This is a genomic window from Corynebacterium flavescens (assembly GCF_008693105.1).
Classification (GTDB): Bacteria; Actinomycetota; Actinomycetes; order Mycobacteriales; family Mycobacteriaceae; genus Corynebacterium; species Corynebacterium flavescens.
Genome location: NZ_VXKK01000031.1, coordinates 12,181 through 28,214 on the forward strand (window position 1 = coordinate 12,181; position 16,034 = coordinate 28,214).

Below are 16,034 nucleotides of genomic sequence, written 5' to 3' on the forward strand. Positions count from 1 at the left end.
AAGTGCTATCATTTCCCGAGTAACTGCATATTTTCAAGTGAAAAGGACACTCTTGTGACCCCACCCGCTCGCCGCGACGGCACACCGGAAAAGAAGAAGCGTGATAGTGACATGCTTCTTTCTAATGCCAAGCCGGCACGTCATCAACATGTCAAACAAAATAAGCGCTCCGCCGGAAGCGCAACCGCAGACTCCGTAGCCCGGGACTTGGGTGCGGACTGGCTGGTAGAGGACAAAGGCGCCTCCGCTAAGGGCGAACGCCTGCAGAAGGTGCTGGCCAAGGCAGGAGTAGCCTCCCGCCGCCACGCTGAGATCCTCATCGATGCTGGCCGCGTCGAAGTCAATGGCCAGATAGTGGTCAAGCAAGGTGTGCGCGTCGATCCGAACAAGGACGTCATTCGCGTTGACGGCGTTCGCATCAACGTAAACGAAAACCACCAGTACTTCATCCTCAACAAGCCACGGGGGATGCAATCCACCATGGATGATGAGATGGGCCGCCCCTGCGTGGGCGACGTTGTCGCTGACAAGGTGGCCGCCGGCCAGCGACTCTTTCACGTCGGGCGCCTTGACGCGGATACCGAAGGCTTGTTGCTGCTCACCAACGATGGGGAGCTGGCGAACCGCCTGATGCACCCTAAGTACGAGATCAAAAAGACCTATCTGGCCACCGTCTTGGGAGAGGCCAACAAGAAGTTGGTCCGCGAGCTCAAGGAAGGCATCGAGCTCGAGGATGGCCCCGCGAAAGCGGACTTCGTCCAGATCATCGATAAGAACCAAGGCTTTTCTCTGGTGAGGATCGAACTGCACGAGGGCCGAAAGCACATCGTGCGCCGGATGCTCAAGGAGGCTGGCTACCCTGTGCAGCGCCTCGTGCGTACCAAGCTGCATACCGTCCAGCTGGGGGATATGAAGCCCGGTGGCATGCGTGCGCTTAACTCCAACGAGCTGACCAGCCTGTACAAGGAGGTGGGGATGTAATGTATTCCAACATGCCCAATGGCGGGCTCATCCTTGCCGTCGACGGGCCTTCTGGAACCGGAAAGTCCACCACTTGCCGTGCTCTGGCGAAGCAACTGGATGCCAAGTATGTCGACACCGGCGCCATGTACAGGGTGGCTACACTAGCCGTCTTGCGTGCAGGCGTGGACCCGAGCGACGTCGCCCGCGTCATCGAAGCCACAGCGGATCTCCCCCTTGAGGTCTCCGAGGATCCGGATTCCACGTCGGTCTTGCTTGCTGGCGAAGACGTCTCGCGGGTCATCCGCGAAGACGAGGTCACCCGTAACGTCTCGGCCGTCTCCGCCATCCCGGAGGTCCGTGAGAACCTCGTCAACCTGCAGCGCAAGCTGGCCCATGAAGCCCACCGTGCCGTGGTAGAAGGGCGCGACATTGGTACTGTCGTGCTCCCTCAAGCCCCCGCCAAGGCTTATATGACCGCCTCCGCCGAGGTGCGTGCACAGCGTCGCTACGATCAAAACGTGGCAGCCGGTATTCCTGCTGACTTTGACACCGTCTTGCGCGATGTCATCCGGCGCGACGAGGCTGATTCCACGCGCGAAACCTCACCGCTGCGCCCTGCAGAAGACGCAGTCATCGTAGATACCTCCTCCATGAGCCCCGCCGAGGTTCTCAACGCCCTCATCGATATTGTTAAGGAGTCCGTACATGTCCAATCATGACGCACACGGCGCTGAACAGCCCACACCGGAGACCTCCCGTCCACATGCGGAGGAAAAAGAGACCGAGTTTCACTACCCAGTAGGAAAGCTCGATGAGGAAGTAGTAGAGACCTCCAGCGGTCGCTGGGCGGCTTCTGATTTCGATGCCACTGAATTTGACTTCGACGAATCGGATTTCGACGAGTCCGAATTCGGAGAGCCCGAGTTCGGCGATGATTTTGATGAAGACTACGCCGATGAAGACGGCAACGAGCCCCCAGAGGCTCTAACTGAGGAAGAGTGGGAGCGCCTCTCTGAAACCCTTGGCTTCGAAGGTGACAACCATACCGAGGAGCACCTTGCCACGGTGGCTATTGTTGGCCGCCCGAACGTGGGCAAGTCCTCCCTGGTTAACCGTTTCCTGGGCCGACGCGAGGCCGTTGTCGAGGACCATCCAGGAGTCACCCGTGACCGCATCTCCTATGTGGGCGAGTGGAACGGTCAGCGCTTCTTGGTTCAAGACACCGGTGGCTGGGATCCCAACGTCAAGGGCATTCACCGCGCCATTGCGCGTCAGGCTGAGGTCGCCATGGAGACCGCGGACGTCATCGTCATGGTGGTTGATACCAAGGTCGGAATCACGGAGACGGATGCGGTCATGGCTCGTCGCCTTCACAAGTCCTCGGTTCCGGTCATCCTCGTGGCCAATAAGTTTGACTCGGATAGCCAGTATGCGGATGTTGCCGAGTTCTACGCGCTCGGCCTGGGGGATCCATGGCCGGTTTCGGCACAGCACGGTCGCGGTGGCGCGGACGTGCTCGATGAGGTGCTGCGGAGCTTCCCAGAAGAGCCGCGCTCGCCGTCTATTACGTCCGGCCCGCGCCGCGTGGCCTTGGTGGGCAAGCCCAATGTGGGCAAGTCTTCGCTACTGAATAAGTTCACCGGCGAGGAACGCTCCGTGGTGGACAACGTTGCGGGCACCACTGTGGACCCAGTCGATTCGCTCGTGCAGCTGGATAAGCAGCTGTGGAGGTTCGTTGATACCGCGGGCTTGCGCAAGAAGGTCAACAATGCGCAAGGCCACGAGTACTACGCATCTCTGCGCACGCGCGGAGTTATTGACGCGGCTGAGGTGTGCATCATGCTTATCGACGCCTCTCAGGAAATCTCCGAGCAGGACCAGCGGGTGCTCAACATGGTGCTCGAGGCTGGCAAGGCTCTCGTCATCGCCTTCAACAAGTGGGACCTCATGGATGAGGACCGCCGCTATTACTTGGACCGCGAGATCGACGAACAGCTTACCCACCTGCCATGGGTCACTCGCGTCAATATCTCGGCCGAGACTGGTCGCGCCCTCCAGCGCCTGGAACCCGCAATGATCGAGGCTCTAGAGAGCTGGGATCAGCGTGTTTCTACTGGCCAGTTGAATAACTGGATGCGCGAGGCGATTGCTGCGAATCCTCCGCCGATGAAGAATAACCGTCTGCCGCGCGTTCTTTTTGCCACGCAGGCTTCCACCCAGCCACCGACAATCGTCTTGTTCACCACAGGATTCCTCGATGCGGGCTATCGGCGCTACCTTGAGCGCAAATTCCGCGAGCGCTTTGGCTTCCATGGTTCACCCGTACGCATTGCCGTGCGCGTGCGCGAGCGCCGCAACAAGAAGGGGCGGCGCTAAGGCAGTAGCGTTAAGTACATCCGCTAACAGTACGTGCGTTATGCAAGCGTTATAGCAAAACCCGGGTCTTAATTCGCTGGTTCAAACCTGTGATTATTAACACGGGTTTTCGCTCGTGTGCAATGCTTTTGGATAGCTAATCTAGAGAAGTCAGCCATAGTGCTATCAATCTAGAAAGGCTTCTCATGTTAGCCTCGCTCCTCGATCCAACCTCCGGCGTTGCGATCGTCTTGCAGATCATCATTATCCTCGGAGCCCTGCTCTTGGGCACGAGGTACGGCGGGCTTGGCCTTGGTCTTATCTCCGGCATCGGCCTGCTCATCATGGTATTCGTCTTTGGGCTGCCGCCCGGCAAACCACCCGTCGACGTCATGCTCACCATCATCGCGGTCATCGGCTGTGCGGCTACGCTCCAACAGGCCCGCGGACTTGACGTGATGATGCAGTTCGCGGAAAGAATACTGCGTGCACACCCGGAGAGGATCACTATCCTCGCCCCACTGACCACCTGGTTCCTTACCGTGCTTTGTGGAACTGGCCACGTGGTCTACACCATGTTTCCCATCATCGAGGATATTGCCTTGAAGAAGGGCATTCGCCCCGAGCGCCCCATGGCGGTGGCCTCGACCTCCGCGCAGATGGGTATTACTGCCTCGCCGGTCTCGGTGGCTACGGTCTCCCTCGCCTCCATCATCGCCGAGGACGCAGGGGTCACCCACGTCTCCTATTCGATTCCGCAGATTCTCATGGTGGCCATTCCGGCCTCCCTTTCAGGCGTCATCTTGGCCGCATTGTGGTCTTTGCGTCGTGGCAAAGACTTGGACAAGGATCCTGCTTTCCAGGAACGGATGAAGGACCCAGAGTTTGCCTCCCACATTGCGGAGTCGGGCGAGTCTTTGCTGGGTAAGGTCTTTCCGCCCGCTGCCAAGCGAGCGGTAGTAGTATTCCTCTCCGCGATTGCAGTCGTGGTCATTCTCGGAGCCTTTGACGCCTTGCGCCCATCCTTCCCGGACGCGGATGGAGAGATGAAGCGCCTGTCCATGAACTTGGTCATCCAGATGGTCATGCTGGTAGCCGGCGCCGTGATCCTCATCTTCTGCCAGGTAGATAATAAGAAGATTGCTTCCACCCCGGTGTTCAAGGCCGGCATGACCGCAGTATTCTCCGTGTTCGGTGTGGCGTGGATGGCTGATACCTTCTTCGAGGCGCACATCGACGCCCTCGAGTCCAGCCTGGGAGGCATTGTGCAGGCGGCGCCTTGGGCCTACGCAATCGTCCTACTCATCGTGTCCAAACTGGTTAACTCTCAGGCTGCTGCGCTCGTTGCCATTGCCCCCATTGGCTTGTCTCTCGGCATTGACCCAGCGGTCATCGTCGGCTTCTACGGTGCGGCCTACGGCTACTTCATTCTGCCGACTTATCCCTCGGACCTGGCTTGTATCGGCTTCGACCGGACAGGAACCACGCGGATTGGCAAGTTCGTTATCAACCACTCCTTCATCATCCCGGGAGCGATCTCGGTATTCACCTCGTGCGTTGTGGGTTCCATCTTGGCGCAGGTATTGCTTTAAGTTCTTCCGCCGGCCGCGCACCAGTGCGCTGCCTTATTCTTCCCGTACCAAGACGAAAGCATCCGTCCGGTACGGGATGTGCAGTTTTTCTTCCTCACTAAAACCCATGTGCTCGTAGAGGTACCAATTGAGGTTATTCGTCATGCGTTCGCGGATGCGCGCAGAGTTGCGCAGCCAATAAGAGCGGGTATGCATGAGTGCATGCAGCTGGGCTGGGCTTAAGAGGTGGTCCCAGGCCAGACGCAGGGTGTTATCTATGCGCCAGGGCTTGGACACCTCTGGCAAGAAGCCGGGGCGCTGAATATCGCCGGAGTGCATAATGCGGGCCAAGCGCAAGATCCAGGGATCATCCTCTACCGCCAAAGTATTCCAAGCTAAAAGGATCACACCGCCGGGGCGGAGAATTCGGTCGAATTCGGTGCTGGCGGCAGCGACATCGACCCAATGCCACGTCTGCGCGCAGGCCACGGCGTCGAGGGAATCTGGGGCCAGCGCGGTTGCTTCTGCGGTGGCCCTCCACAGCGGGTAGTTAAGGCGCTGGCGGAATACACGCGCCATGTCTCCAGAAGGCTCGCAAGCAAAGACCCGCTCATTACGCAGCGTGGCCGTGAACTTTCCCGTTCCGGCACCTACATCGAGCACAGTTCTAGCGCCAGCAATGAGTTCCGCGACTTCCTGCGGATAGCCGGGGCGAACGTCATCATAGGTATCCGCGCCTGCGCGAAATGCTTGCGCAGAGCGCTGGCGCAGGCTGGGATCGCCAAAGCTCGGGCCCTCTTTCTCCGAGGGTTTTCGGTAGCTGGGGAAGTGAGCGGGATCGGGCACGTGAGTCGACATACGCGTTATAACTTAGCGTGAAATACAATGGTCTACCATGTCGACACTTCCCGCACCCGACGATCCCCGCTGGCTTCTCAAAACCGTGTTCTCGCGTCGGTCGTGGACCATTCCAGCGGCTGTCCTCATGTCGATCTCTTTTCTCTGCAACGGAGTAACGCCAGTGATCATGGGGCGCGCCATCGATGATGCCATTGCGCGTGGAGAGGTCAGTTCTCTAGTAAAATGGCTGCTAACTTTGGTGGCCGTATTCGCCGTCAATGCCTTGGCAGCCTGGTGGGGACGCGGTTTCTTCAGCAGGGCCATGCTCGTCATCGGACATGACCTGCGCATGGAGGTCACTGATCGCATCCAAGACCCCCGCGGCATGGCGGGACAGCGCCGGACAGCGGGGGAGCTATTGTCCATCGCCTCCTCGGATACGCAACGCGTTGCAGATGCCGTTTTGATGACAGTGTTTCCCGTCGCGGAAGTGTGTGCGATTGTCTATGTCGCTGTCATGACTGCTCGTATCAATATCTGGCTGGGCATAGCGATTTTCCTCGGGGGACCGCTGGTGGTGTGGATTTCACTGCGGGCGGCAAAACCCTTGCGTAAACGCTCCACTCGCAGGCAGGCTGCCCTGGCACGGGCCTCTGCCATGGCCACTGATGTGGTCCAAGGCCTGCGCATCCTGAAGGGCTTGGGAGCCATCGATACGGTCCGTGGTCGCTACCAGAGCGTTTCTGATGAGGCCTATGAGAAAACGGTGGAGGCCAACGGCGCGCGTGCCCGCCTCAACGCCACCACCGATGCCACCGGTTCCATCTACGTCATTGCCGTGTCCCTAGCCGCTGGCGCGCTAGCCCTAAGCTCGCGCATGAGCGTGGGTGAACTCATCACTGTTGTTGGCTTGACACAGTTCGTCATCACGCCGATGACCATGATGGGCAAGAACATCGCCTCGCGGTGGGCGGCGGCGCAGGCCAGCGCGAGGCGGATCACGGATGTGCTTCTTAGCCCTCCCGTTAGCCATGGGCAGCCTTCCGAACCGGCATTAGATTCAGGAATCACGGTCATCAAGGACCACGTTCCGGAAGATCTCATCTATCTCCCGCGCGAGCGCTTCATCGTCTCCCCGCACTCGGCCGACCTTTTTGAAGGCAGCATCCAAGACAATATTCACCCCGAGTATGACGTGGCCCAGCGCGCACTGTATGCGGCAGCGGCGGAAGATATTCCAGGAGGTTTGGAGCGCCAGGTAGGGGAGAACGGAGGAAGCCTGTCAGGTGGCCAGCGCCAACGCGTGGCTCTGGCACGGGCAGTAGCCGCGGACCCGGAAGTGCTTATCCTGCAGGATCCGACCACCGCCGTCGATTCCGTCACGGAGCAGACCATTGCTGCGCGTGTTAGTGCGGCCCGGGCAGACAAGTCCACCATTGTCTACACCTCGGCTCCGGCCTGGTGTGCTGTTGCGAAAGGAGCCATGTAGATGCGTTTTCCCACCGCCCAATGGTCACAGGTGTGGCGCGTAGTAGGCCAGCAGCTCTCCCACCTGCCCGGCGCGCGTCGGCGCTTTTTCCTAGCCTTAGCGGTGCTCACACTCGGTGCTGCGGCCAATATTATGATTCCTCTGCAGCTGGGAAAGATAGTTGATGAGGTTATCGCGGCGGGCGAGCCCGCTCAGGGCCTGTTTGCAGCTCTAGGTTCAATTGCAGGAGGACTCATCGCAGCAGCGGTGGCGGCCGCAGCTTTCTCCGCCGCCGGATTCTACGTGCTCTCACGCATGACGGAGCGAATTATCGCCAACCTGCGCGAGGAGATGGTCGGCACGGCGTTGAGTCTACCTGCCCATCGCGTTGAGGAAGCAGGTTCGGGTGACTTGGTCTCACGCTCCACGGATGACGTGGCAGAGCTTTCCTCTGCGGTTACAGAGACTGTTCCGGTACTCGCTAGTTCGGCTTTCGCCATCGTGACTACTGCCGTGGCGCTGGTCGCCATGGACTGGCGCTTCCTCCTCGTCGTTGCCTGCGCGGTGCCGGTCTACGCATTGGCGGCGCGCAACTACCTCAAGGCAGCCCCGCAGCGCTATGCCAACGAGCGTGCTGCCATGGCGGATCGAGCCCGGCGCGTGTTGGAGGCCATCCGTGGACGCCATACGGTGCGTGCCTATCGTATGGAGCCGCTGATGCACGAGCGCATCCGTGAGGCTTCAAGCACCGTCGTCAAGCATGGTTATCATGCCCGCCGCACGATGATGGTGCTGCAGCTGTGGCTGACCACGGTGGAGCTATTGATGCTTTCTACCGGCCTCATTATTGGCTACCTTGTTGTGCAATCCGGTGCCCTGAGCGTGGGCGCGGTAACTGCTGCGATGCTCATGCTCATACGGCTGCGTGGGCCGCTCATGGGGCTGATGCGGGTGCTCGATACCATTCAGTCAGGCTATGCCTCCCTCGCGCGCATTGTGGGCGTCGTGGCGGATCCCCCGCTTCCCACTCCTGCCTCTGGTGCTCCCGCTCCGGGTGGCAGGGCCCGCATGGATGATGTTTCCTTCCGATACGACGACAAGGGCTGGGCGGTCAAAGACCTCAGCCTGGACATCAATCCTGGTCAGACAGTGGCGCTTGTCGGCGCTTCCGGTGCGGGGAAGACCACCGTGGCGGCGTTGTTGGCGGGAATGCGGGTGCCAGATTCGGGAGAGGTCACGGTTGATGGTGTGCGCGTTTCGGCGCTTTCCGACGCCGAGCGCATCGCCCGCCTGGCCATGATCTCCCAAGATGTTTACGTGTTTTCCGGGACACTCAGGGAGGACTTGGCCCTAGCGCGCCCCGGCGCGAGCGACGAGGAGATGATAGATGCCCTGCAACGCGTGGGGGCCGGCTGGTTCGAGGAACTGGCCGATGGACTCGACACAGTTGTCGGGGCACGCGGTCTGCAACTCGAGCCCGTGGAGGCGCAGCAGCTGGCTCTGGCGCGTATCCTCCTGCTTGATCCGAAGATCGTGGTCATGGACGAGGCCACGGCTGAGGCCGGTTCGGTGGGCGCTGGCGCATTGGAGGGCGCGGCCCAGGCCGTTACCAGTGGACGCTCCGCGCTGGTGGTTGCGCACCGCCTCGATCAGGCAGCGCGTGCGGATCGGGTGCTGGTCATGGAGGATGGTCAGGTGGTAGAAGAAGGAACCCATTCGCAGCTGTTAGATTATGGTGGCCGCTATTGTGAATTGTGGGCGGCGTGGCAGAAGGGACGTGAGTGAGCAGGACGATGGTGAGCTTAAATATGAAGAAAGCCACGCGGGCATGGGGCGGCGTTATCTCCTTGTGCCTGCTTGCCGCCGGCATTGCCTCCTGCGCCAAGGCAGAGGCGCCGACGGAAGCCGCGTCCGCCGGGCAGTGGAATAAGGCCTCCGCGCTGGGTATCCCTACCTCCGCTCCTTTGGTTGGTCCCGGACCCGGGGAATCGAAGACCATCAACCTTCCTTCGGGACGCAACTACATTCTGCACGTGCCGAAAGACTATAGCGAAGACCAGCAGTGGCCCGTTGTCATGGTCTTTCATGGTCTAGGGGATACCGCAGCCAATACTCAGGCCTATAGCCTGCTCGATAGCGCTGAGGCGCTCGTGGCTTATCCCCAAGGGATAGAAAAGGCCTGGAGTCCTGCCCCCTACGCCAAGACCACTGGTGAGGAGGACAGGGCATTCGTAGCAGACATTCTCGATACAATCCGCGCTACCTACAGGGTGGATGATGCGCGGGTCTTTGCCACCGGCCTGTCCAACGGTGGAGGCTTCGCGGCATACTTGGGCTGCACAATGCCGGAAGTATTCCGTGCTGTGGGCACCGTTTCTGCCGCCTATTACGATGCTATTCACCAAGGCTGCTCTGATGAGCCAGTCGCACGCTTTGATATCCACGGTACGAATGATCCGGTGGTGGACTACCACGGCGGAACTCGTCACGACACACACTATAACTCCGTCGACGAGGTCATGCAGCAAGACGCCAAGCGTAATCGCTGCACCGGCGGGGTGCGCACCAGCCGCCTAGTTAACAATGCACTAGAGCTCAACTGGACTAACTGCGAGGAGCCGCTCCAACACATTCGTATCGCCGGCGGCGGGCACGTGTGGCCGGGTGGCGAATATGACAAAGACCAGGAAGTCGGCAAAGGTTTTGCCACCGACCGAGTCCTCGATTTCTTCGGCATTCCCGGCCGGCCCAGTGGAACGCAGCAAACCTAGCCTGCGGGAGCTATCGGCACCTGGCCCCACGTGTCGAAACTAGCGCCAGGTAGTGCGGCCACCCGCGCTATACAGATCTGCGCGAGGTCCTCCAATCCGGCGCGGGCCGCAGTGCTCGTGGGATGAGTGGGCTGGGGGATTTGTACTAAATGGAAACTGCGGGTTCCGCCATCTTCTGCGTTGAGCTCGACTACCGCTTGTGCGGTGGTGCCCGAGCCTGCAAAGAAGTCGAGGACAACCGCGTCAGAACCTGCACCGATGGCGATGAGATGCTTGATAAGGCGCACCGGTTTGGGGAAGTCGAAGACGCCTGCCAAGCCTAAAGCCTCCTCCGCGTCACGCCTACCAGTGCGCGTGACGCCGAAGCGCTCCCCATCGAGGATGGAGCGCGGCCGCGCACCTTTCTTTTCATAGTTCTTGGTGTAGACAAAACCCCGGCGGAAGACCAAGTCTGCGTGATTGTGGGCAACCTTGTCTCGTCCCCACCTCCACCGCGCTACCTTTTCCCCTTCGCCGGGTTGATCCGGCCAGTACTCCCGGCCATCCGGCCCTCTGATGGGGAAGTCAAGGGTGGGCAAGTATCCCAGCGTCTTGGAATCGAGGCGAACTAGTGAATAGTTGCCCCACTCATCGCTGTGGTTGTATTTGGTGGTAGGCCGCGCACCGAAGTCCACGTTAAAGCCCGGATTATCCGGCGAGGCTGCGTAGCACAAGACATATTCGTGCTCGACTACGGCGTACTTGGAATCATTCTTGCCCGTACCGGCCTTCTTCCAGATGAACTGGCCTGCGAAGGCTTCCTCTCCAAATACCTCATCGAGAACCTTGCGCAGGTTAGCGCACTCAAACTCACCGATGGAGACAAAGAGAAATCCACTGCGCCTCAGCAGGGCGTGCGCCAAGATTAGGCGAGGCAACATCAATGAGAGCCACTCGGAGTGCCACTGCGCATAGCTCTTCGAGTTCATGTGACGCCGGGATCGGAAATTATCCCGGAAGATAAAATCCTTGCCCGTGTTATATGGCGGGTCGATATAAATGATGTCTGCGCGAAAGCCCTCACCGTGCAGGTGCTTGAGGGCATCGAGGTTATCGCCGATGAAGATACGGTTACTCCCTGCAGCTGTGAAGTCCTGTGAGGCGCCACCGCTAGTGCGCGGATGGTGGGAAAGGCACTGAAATTCAACGACACTGGGCGCTGTCGCCGCCGCCCGCGCAGCATCTTTTCCTGGCCACACCAAGCCGAAGAAAGCGGGGGCCTCGGAAGGGGCGGTCGTGCACGAAGGGTGCGACTCCTTCGCATTAGTGGTTGCTTTCATCGTCGTTGCTCCCCTTTCGCTTGCACACCACGCTAACATTATGGCGTTGTGGCTAAAAACCGGCTAATAAAACGTTCTTAACAGGAAAGATCCACTATTAGCTGGGTAAGGTTGAGCCTGGAGCGGCTTAGGCCAGCTCCTCAGAAGCTAATTTTCAATCTATGACGGAGGAATACTGTGGGAATTTTCGATAAAGCCAAGGAAGCGCTGAACTCTGATAAGGGCGAGGAGATCTCCGACAAGGTTCTCGATAAGGCATCGGAACTTGCCAAGGGCGCACTGGGCGAGAAGTACAGCGACAAGATCGACGGCGCTCGCGATAGCATCGACGAGAAGATCGGCAAGAACGAAGCTTAAGCTCCGCCAAAAACGGTATAGGGACAGCCATTGTTTAGGGGGAGGTTCTTTCGAAACGCGGTGGATCCGCCGTTCACGGTAAATAGTGGCCCAGTTTTTCAATCTCGCGGCCACTGTTTGCAGTGAAAACCACCATGAGAGGCATGAGCCTTATCCCCGCCCCATAGACCCACTGGATTAAGAAAAGGTCAAGGCGAGATTTCGCCTTGACCTTTTAGTCTGTCGGACTAACAGGATTTGAACCTGCGACCCCTACACCCCCAGTGTAGTGCGCTACCAAACTGCGCCATAGTCCGCCGTCTGTCCTTTAAGAACGCGACTGCACTAGATTACAACACTGTCATTGGATACTCCCAATCACGTGCCTGAAGTGCGCAAACGTGAGAGTTGTGACTCTTTAGGAGCTCTCAGTCTCGGCGTAGTAGATCCAATTCCCGTTTATGCGGTGGAAGCTCGAACGCTCGCGCTGGGAGCCGGTGGCGGCGCCTTTGTAGAAGGCCTCAAACTCCACGATGCCCGTGCTGTCGAGCAAACCGCCACCAACGGTATCGAGGATGTCGAGGCGATAGAAGCGCAGATCACTGGCGTCTAGGTGCAGCGCTGTGGGACGAGTGTCGGCGTCCCAAGTGCGCAGGAGATAGTCCTCATCGCCGGTGACGAAGGCACTAAAGCGCGAGCGCATCAGCGCCTCAGCTGTGGGAGCAGGAGCGCCGGCATGGTACTTCCCGCAGCACAGTCCAAAGTTCAAGCCACTGCCACAAGGGCAGCGCTTGATCCCATCGAGCGGAGAGAGTGCAGTCATTTCAGGGTGTCCACGATGTGGGCGTCGTGGATGAAGGATTCGACCGCGGAGGTCTTAGAAGCAGCAAGCAGGGCGCGGCGTTGCTCGGGGCTGAGCGTGCCTTTGAGCTCGATGTGCCTTTCGAAGACGGTGTCGTGGATGTGGGTAATCTCCACCACGACATCGTCAAGCGGCAATCCCTTCGCGGCCTCCTTGATGGCCTGGGTGGTGGCAGCGGCAAGTGCTGACATGAAGAGGCCTTCTGCCGTTATTCCTTGGCCCTTGCCGCCATCTTCCTTGCGGCGATCCACCTTGACGTCGCGGTCATTGCTGCGAACGACGACGCCGAGCTTGGTTCCTACGGCTAGGTTCGCGCGGGCTTGAGAGGCGCTGACCTCCGGGGGCGTGTAGTCAGGCACGATGAATTGTTCAGCCCAGGCGCCAATGAGGTCCGCGGCACGGGCGGCGGCACCCTGCTTGGTCAGCAGGTGATCGGCCTTGTCTAAGGCCACGAGTGACTTGGGGTAGCGGGTCTTGAGGAAGATATTCTGCGCGTTGTCGATTCCGACAGTGGTATCGACCGGGGAGTGCAGTACCATCAGCGGCTTGCGGAGCTTGTGTAGATACTCTTCCGGGTTGGTCTCAGCGAGATCCTCGAGGAAGTGCCGGGAGATGGTCAGGGAACGGCCTCCGAGAACGACCTCGACCCCGCCGTGGGTATCGACCTCGCCGATCTTGTCGGCGTAGTGCAACACCGAGTGGGCCGGATCGAAAGGGGCGCCCAAGGTCGCCACGGCGCGCAGGGAGGGCAGGCAGCTGGCCGCGGCCAACGCCGCGGCGCCACCCAGGGAGTGGCCCATAAGCAGCTGCGGGGCCTGATAATTCTCCTCGAGCCACTGTGCGGCGGCGCAGATGTCGCGTACGTTTTGGCTGAAACTGGTCTCCGCAAAGTTGCCCGCAGATTGGCCGAGTCCGGGGAAGTCGAAGCGCAAGGTGGCGATGCCGAAGTTCGTGAGTTGCTTGGAGGTACGAGCGGCGCCGGGGGTGTGGCGTGAGCCTGCGAAACAATGAGCAAAGAGTGCAAATGCCTTGGGAGGTGCGTCGGGGAAATCGATGGTGCCGGCCATCTCCGTCCCGGTGCTGGACGGGAGCTTAAGGTTCACGGATTGCATGCGACTAAGGATAGCCAGCCTAGTGCCCCATAGCTACAACACGGTCAACTACAGTCAGAAGCGTTACATCACGAGGAGGAATGAGACCATGGGCGCATTCAATTGGTTTTGGAAGGCGATGGGGGCGCAATCCGAGCGCAATGATAAGAAGTCCAAGGCCATAGTGGAGGATTCCGCCGCGGCTCACTCCCGGCTGCGTGAACTTAGCGACGAGGAGGTGGCGCAGCTCGCCCGCGGGGCTGTGTGTGGCGGAGAGGTTAAGGATAAGCCCGCTCTCTTGGCCTGCCTAGCCGTGGCTGCTGAGCGCAAGCTCGGGCTAGTTCCCTTCAACGTGCAATCCCAAGCGGTGCTTCGCCTCTTAAGCGGGGACGTTATTCAGATGGCCACGGGAGAAGGCAAGACCTTGGTCGGGGCGATGGCCGCGACGGGCTTCGCGCTCACGGGCCAGCGCGTTCACCTCGTCACCGTCAATAACTATCTCGCGGTGCGCGACGCGGAATGGATGCGCCCACTGGTGGAGTTCTTCGACCTGTCTGTGTCATCGGTCACCGAGAAGTTGGCACCGGGCGCCCGCCGCGAGGCCTACTTGGCTGATATTGTGTACGCCCCAGTCAACGAGCTCGGTTTCGATGTTTTGCGTGATAACCAGATAAGTGATCGCTCGCAGACGGTGCAGGCCCCGGCCCAGGTGGCCTTGGTCGACGAGGCAGATTCGGTGTTGGTCGATGAAGCGCTCGTTCCCTTGGTCCTCGCCGGTAGCCGCCCGGGAACCGATCCCACGGGGCAGATCACGGCCGTCGTCGCGCGGCTCAAGGAAGATAGCGACTTTCGGGTGGCCGAGGATGGGCGCACCGTGTCCCTGACGGAGGACGGCGCGGCCAAGGTCGAGCGCGAGCTGGGCATAGATTCCCTCTACTCGGAAGAAAACATTGGCGCCATCTTGGTGAAGGTCAATCTCGCGCTGCACGCGCGAGCCCTGCTCATTCGTGACGTCCACTACATCGTGGTCGACGGTGGCCTGCAGCTTATCGACGCCTCCCGCGGCCGCGTCGCAGACCTACAGCGCTGGCCAGACGGCCTGCAGGCGGCCGTCGAGTCCAAGGAGGGCCTCGAGGTCTCCGACGGCGGTCGCATCCTCGATACGCTCACGCTGCAAGAACTCATGCGGCGCTACCCGCGGGTGTGTGGGATGACTGGCACGGCGGTCGAGGCAACGGACCAGCTGAGGCAGTTCTATGGGCTCCATGTCTCCGTCATCGATCGCAACAAGGAATTGCGTCGCTTCGACGAGGCGGATCGTATCTACGCCACCTTGGCGGAGAAGTATGCCGCCCTCGTTGAGGAGATCGCCGCGATTCACGCCACGGGACAGCCCGTCCTCGTGGGCACTCACGACGTCGCTGAGTCGGAGGAACTAGCTGAGGCGCTGCGCGCTCGGGGCATGGATCCAAGCGTTCTCAACGCGAAGAACGACGCTGAGGAGGCGCGCATCGTCGCCGAGGCAGGAGACATCGGGCGCGTCACCGTCTCCACCCAGATGGCTGGTCGCGGAACGGACATCAAACTAGGTGGGGCCGACGAGGCGGACCACGACCGTGTGGCCGAGCTGGGAGGCCTGGCCGTTATCGGCACGGCGCGTTATCGGACCTCCCGTTTGGATAATCAGCTGCGGGGCCGAGCCGGACGCCAGGGTGATCCCGGCCTTTCTCTGTTCTTTGTCTCCTTGGAAGACGACGTAGTGCGCCAAGGTGGGGAGGGCGAGGAACTACAGGTTCAACCCGGTGCAGATGGGCGCATCGAGTCCAAACGGGCCCAAGAATTCGTGGCACACTGCCAACGGGTTACCGAGGGGCAGTTGCTAGAGATTCACGCTCAAACCTGGAAGTACAATCAGCTGCTCGCGGATCAGCGCATCATCATCGACGAGCGCAGAGCCCAACTCCTCGATAGCGATGCCGCGTGGCAGGAACTGGAAGAACGCGCGCCGCAGCGGGCAGCCGAGTTGGCGGACGTGCCGCTAGAGACGAAGATCACCGCCGCACGTGAGATCATGCTCTTCCACCTCGACCTGGCGTGGGCCGATCACCTCGAGCTCATGGATGATGTCAGGGAGTCGATCCACCTGCGTGCCATCGCCCGGGAGACCCCCATTGATGAGTATCACCGGATTGCTGTCAGGGAGTTCAAAGAGCTTGCCCAGCGCGCTGTCGACGACGCAGTGGAGACCTTCCAAAAAGTGAGGATTGACACTGGCGGCGCCCACCTGGACGAGGAGGGGCTCGCGCGACCGTCCGCTACCTGGACGTATATGGTTTCGGATAACCCCCTGGCGGGGGCGGGCAATTCGGTGCTGAGCAGCATCGGTAATATCTTTCGGTGAAACAAATTAGCAAGCGATGACCATAGCCCAGGCTTAATCGCTATTATTGGTATAAGT

General features: G+C 60.0%; 13 protein-coding genes and 1 tRNA gene. 9 read left to right on the forward strand and 5 right to left on the reverse strand.

Features of this window, described 5'->3' with window-relative positions; translation table 11 throughout:
• The first annotated feature begins 54 nt into the window (after positions 1–54).
• The 4 genes from F4V60_RS05945 (at position 55) to F4V60_RS05960 (ending at position 4,910) form a co-directional block, all read left to right on the forward strand.
• Positions 55–981, forward strand: coding sequence for a pseudouridine synthase (locus F4V60_RS05945; RefSeq protein ID WP_075729766.1), 927 nt, complete (start codon positions 55–57; stop codon positions 979–981).
• A complete protein-coding gene (gene cmk, locus F4V60_RS05950; protein WP_075729767.1) occupies positions 981–1,682 on the forward strand; it encodes a (d)CMP kinase in 702 nt (233 codons plus the stop codon). The genes F4V60_RS05945 and cmk overlap by 1 nt, the downstream gene beginning before the upstream one ends.
• Entirely contained in the window at positions 1,669–3,339 is a 1,671-nt protein-coding gene (der, locus tag F4V60_RS05955) for a ribosome biogenesis GTPase Der (RefSeq protein ID WP_075729768.1), read from the forward strand. The genes cmk and der overlap by 14 nt, the downstream gene beginning before the upstream one ends.
• Before the next feature lie 185 nt (positions 3,340–3,524).
• On the forward strand, positions 3,525–4,910 hold the full coding sequence (locus F4V60_RS05960) for an anaerobic C4-dicarboxylate transporter (protein ID WP_075729769.1): 1,386 nt from the start codon (positions 3,525–3,527) through the stop codon (positions 4,908–4,910).
• Between the two features lie 33 nt (positions 4,911–4,943).
• On the opposite strand, the gene F4V60_RS05965 is transcribed toward F4V60_RS05960, so the two are convergent.
• Positions 4,944–5,747, reverse strand: coding sequence for a class I SAM-dependent methyltransferase (locus tag F4V60_RS05965; protein WP_075729770.1), 804 nt, complete (start codon positions 5,745–5,747; stop codon positions 4,944–4,946).
• 37 nt (positions 5,748–5,784) lie between these two features.
• Between F4V60_RS05965 and F4V60_RS05970 the strand changes: the two genes are divergently transcribed.
• From F4V60_RS05970 to F4V60_RS05980, 3 genes are read left to right on the forward strand one after another with little or no spacing between them, the layout of a single operon-like run.
• Positions 5,785–7,218: an ABC transporter transmembrane domain-containing protein gene (locus tag F4V60_RS05970; RefSeq protein ID WP_075729771.1), complete on the forward strand. Its 1,434-nt coding sequence runs from the start codon at positions 5,785–5,787 to the stop codon at positions 7,216–7,218.
• Positions 7,219–8,982, forward strand: coding sequence for an ABC transporter ATP-binding protein (locus F4V60_RS05975; RefSeq protein WP_075729772.1), 1,764 nt, complete (start codon positions 7,219–7,221; stop codon positions 8,980–8,982). It begins immediately after the preceding gene.
• Between the two features lie 23 nt (positions 8,983–9,005).
• Positions 9,006–9,968 (forward strand): CE1 family esterase, encoded by a 963-nt coding sequence (locus F4V60_RS05980; protein ID WP_141255883.1) that lies wholly within the window; start codon positions 9,006–9,008, stop codon positions 9,966–9,968.
• On the opposite strand, the gene F4V60_RS05985 is transcribed toward F4V60_RS05980, so the two are convergent.
• Positions 9,965–11,287 (reverse strand): site-specific DNA-methyltransferase, encoded by a 1,323-nt coding sequence (locus F4V60_RS05985; RefSeq protein ID WP_084559149.1) that lies wholly within the window; start codon positions 11,285–11,287, stop codon positions 9,965–9,967. The two genes, F4V60_RS05980 and F4V60_RS05985, sit on opposite strands and share 4 nt — an antisense overlap.
• 177 nt (positions 11,288–11,464) lie before the next feature.
• Between F4V60_RS05985 and F4V60_RS05990 the strand changes: the two genes are divergently transcribed.
• Complete coding sequence (locus tag F4V60_RS05990) at positions 11,465–11,644, forward strand: antitoxin (RefSeq protein WP_075729773.1); 180 nt, start codon at positions 11,465–11,467, stop codon at positions 11,642–11,644.
• A gap of 222 nt (positions 11,645–11,866) precedes the next feature.
• On the opposite strand, the gene F4V60_RS05995 is transcribed toward F4V60_RS05990, so the two are convergent.
• The 3 genes from F4V60_RS05995 to F4V60_RS06005 all read right to left on the reverse strand — a co-directional run bounded on the left by F4V60_RS05995 (position 11,867) and on the right by F4V60_RS06005 (position 13,597).
• Positions 11,867–11,940 (reverse strand) — tRNA-Pro (locus tag F4V60_RS05995).
• A gap of 101 nt (positions 11,941–12,041) precedes the next feature.
• On the reverse strand, positions 12,042–12,446 hold the full coding sequence (locus tag F4V60_RS06000; RefSeq protein WP_075729774.1) for a YchJ family protein: 405 nt from the start codon (positions 12,444–12,446) through the stop codon (positions 12,042–12,044).
• Positions 12,443–13,597: a bifunctional alpha/beta hydrolase/OsmC family protein gene (locus F4V60_RS06005; RefSeq protein WP_075729775.1), complete on the reverse strand. Its 1,155-nt coding sequence runs from the start codon at positions 13,595–13,597 to the stop codon at positions 12,443–12,445. The genes F4V60_RS06000 and F4V60_RS06005 overlap by 4 nt, the downstream gene beginning before the upstream one ends.
• Positions 13,598–13,685: 88 nt before the next feature.
• Between F4V60_RS06005 and secA2 the strand changes: the two genes are divergently transcribed.
• Entirely contained in the window at positions 13,686–15,977 is a 2,292-nt protein-coding gene (secA2, locus tag F4V60_RS06010) for an accessory Sec system translocase SecA2 (protein ID WP_075729776.1), read from the forward strand.
• Positions 15,978–16,034: the final 57 nt, after the last annotated feature.

Coding starts and splice junctions, on each gene's coding strand:
- F4V60_RS05965 (WP_075729770.1), bottom strand. CDS start 5,747: ATGTCGACTCACGTGCCCGATCCCGCTCACTTCCCCAGCTACCGAAAA.
- F4V60_RS06000 (WP_075729774.1), bottom strand. CDS start 12,446: ATGACTGCACTCTCTCCGCTCGATGGGATCAAGCGCTGCCCTTGTGGC.
- F4V60_RS06005 (WP_075729775.1), bottom strand. CDS start 13,597: ATGCAATCCGTGAACCTTAAGCTCCCGTCCAGCACCGGGACGGAGATG.
- F4V60_RS05985 (WP_084559149.1), bottom strand. CDS start 11,287: ATGAAAGCAACCACTAATGCGAAGGAGTCGCACCCTTCGTGCACGACC.
- secA2 (WP_075729776.1), top strand. CDS start 13,686: ATGGGCGCATTCAATTGGTTTTGGAAGGCGATGGGGGCGCAATCCGAG.
- der (WP_075729768.1), top strand. CDS start 1,669: ATGTCCAATCATGACGCACACGGCGCTGAACAGCCCACACCGGAGACC.
- F4V60_RS05980 (WP_141255883.1), top strand. CDS start 9,006: ATGAAGAAAGCCACGCGGGCATGGGGCGGCGTTATCTCCTTGTGCCTG.
- cmk (WP_075729767.1), top strand. CDS start 981: ATGTATTCCAACATGCCCAATGGCGGGCTCATCCTTGCCGTCGACGGG.
- F4V60_RS05960 (WP_075729769.1), top strand. CDS start 3,525: ATGTTAGCCTCGCTCCTCGATCCAACCTCCGGCGTTGCGATCGTCTTG.
- F4V60_RS05970 (WP_075729771.1), top strand. CDS start 5,785: ATGTCGACACTTCCCGCACCCGACGATCCCCGCTGGCTTCTCAAAACC.
- F4V60_RS05975 (WP_075729772.1), top strand. CDS start 7,219: ATGCGTTTTCCCACCGCCCAATGGTCACAGGTGTGGCGCGTAGTAGGC.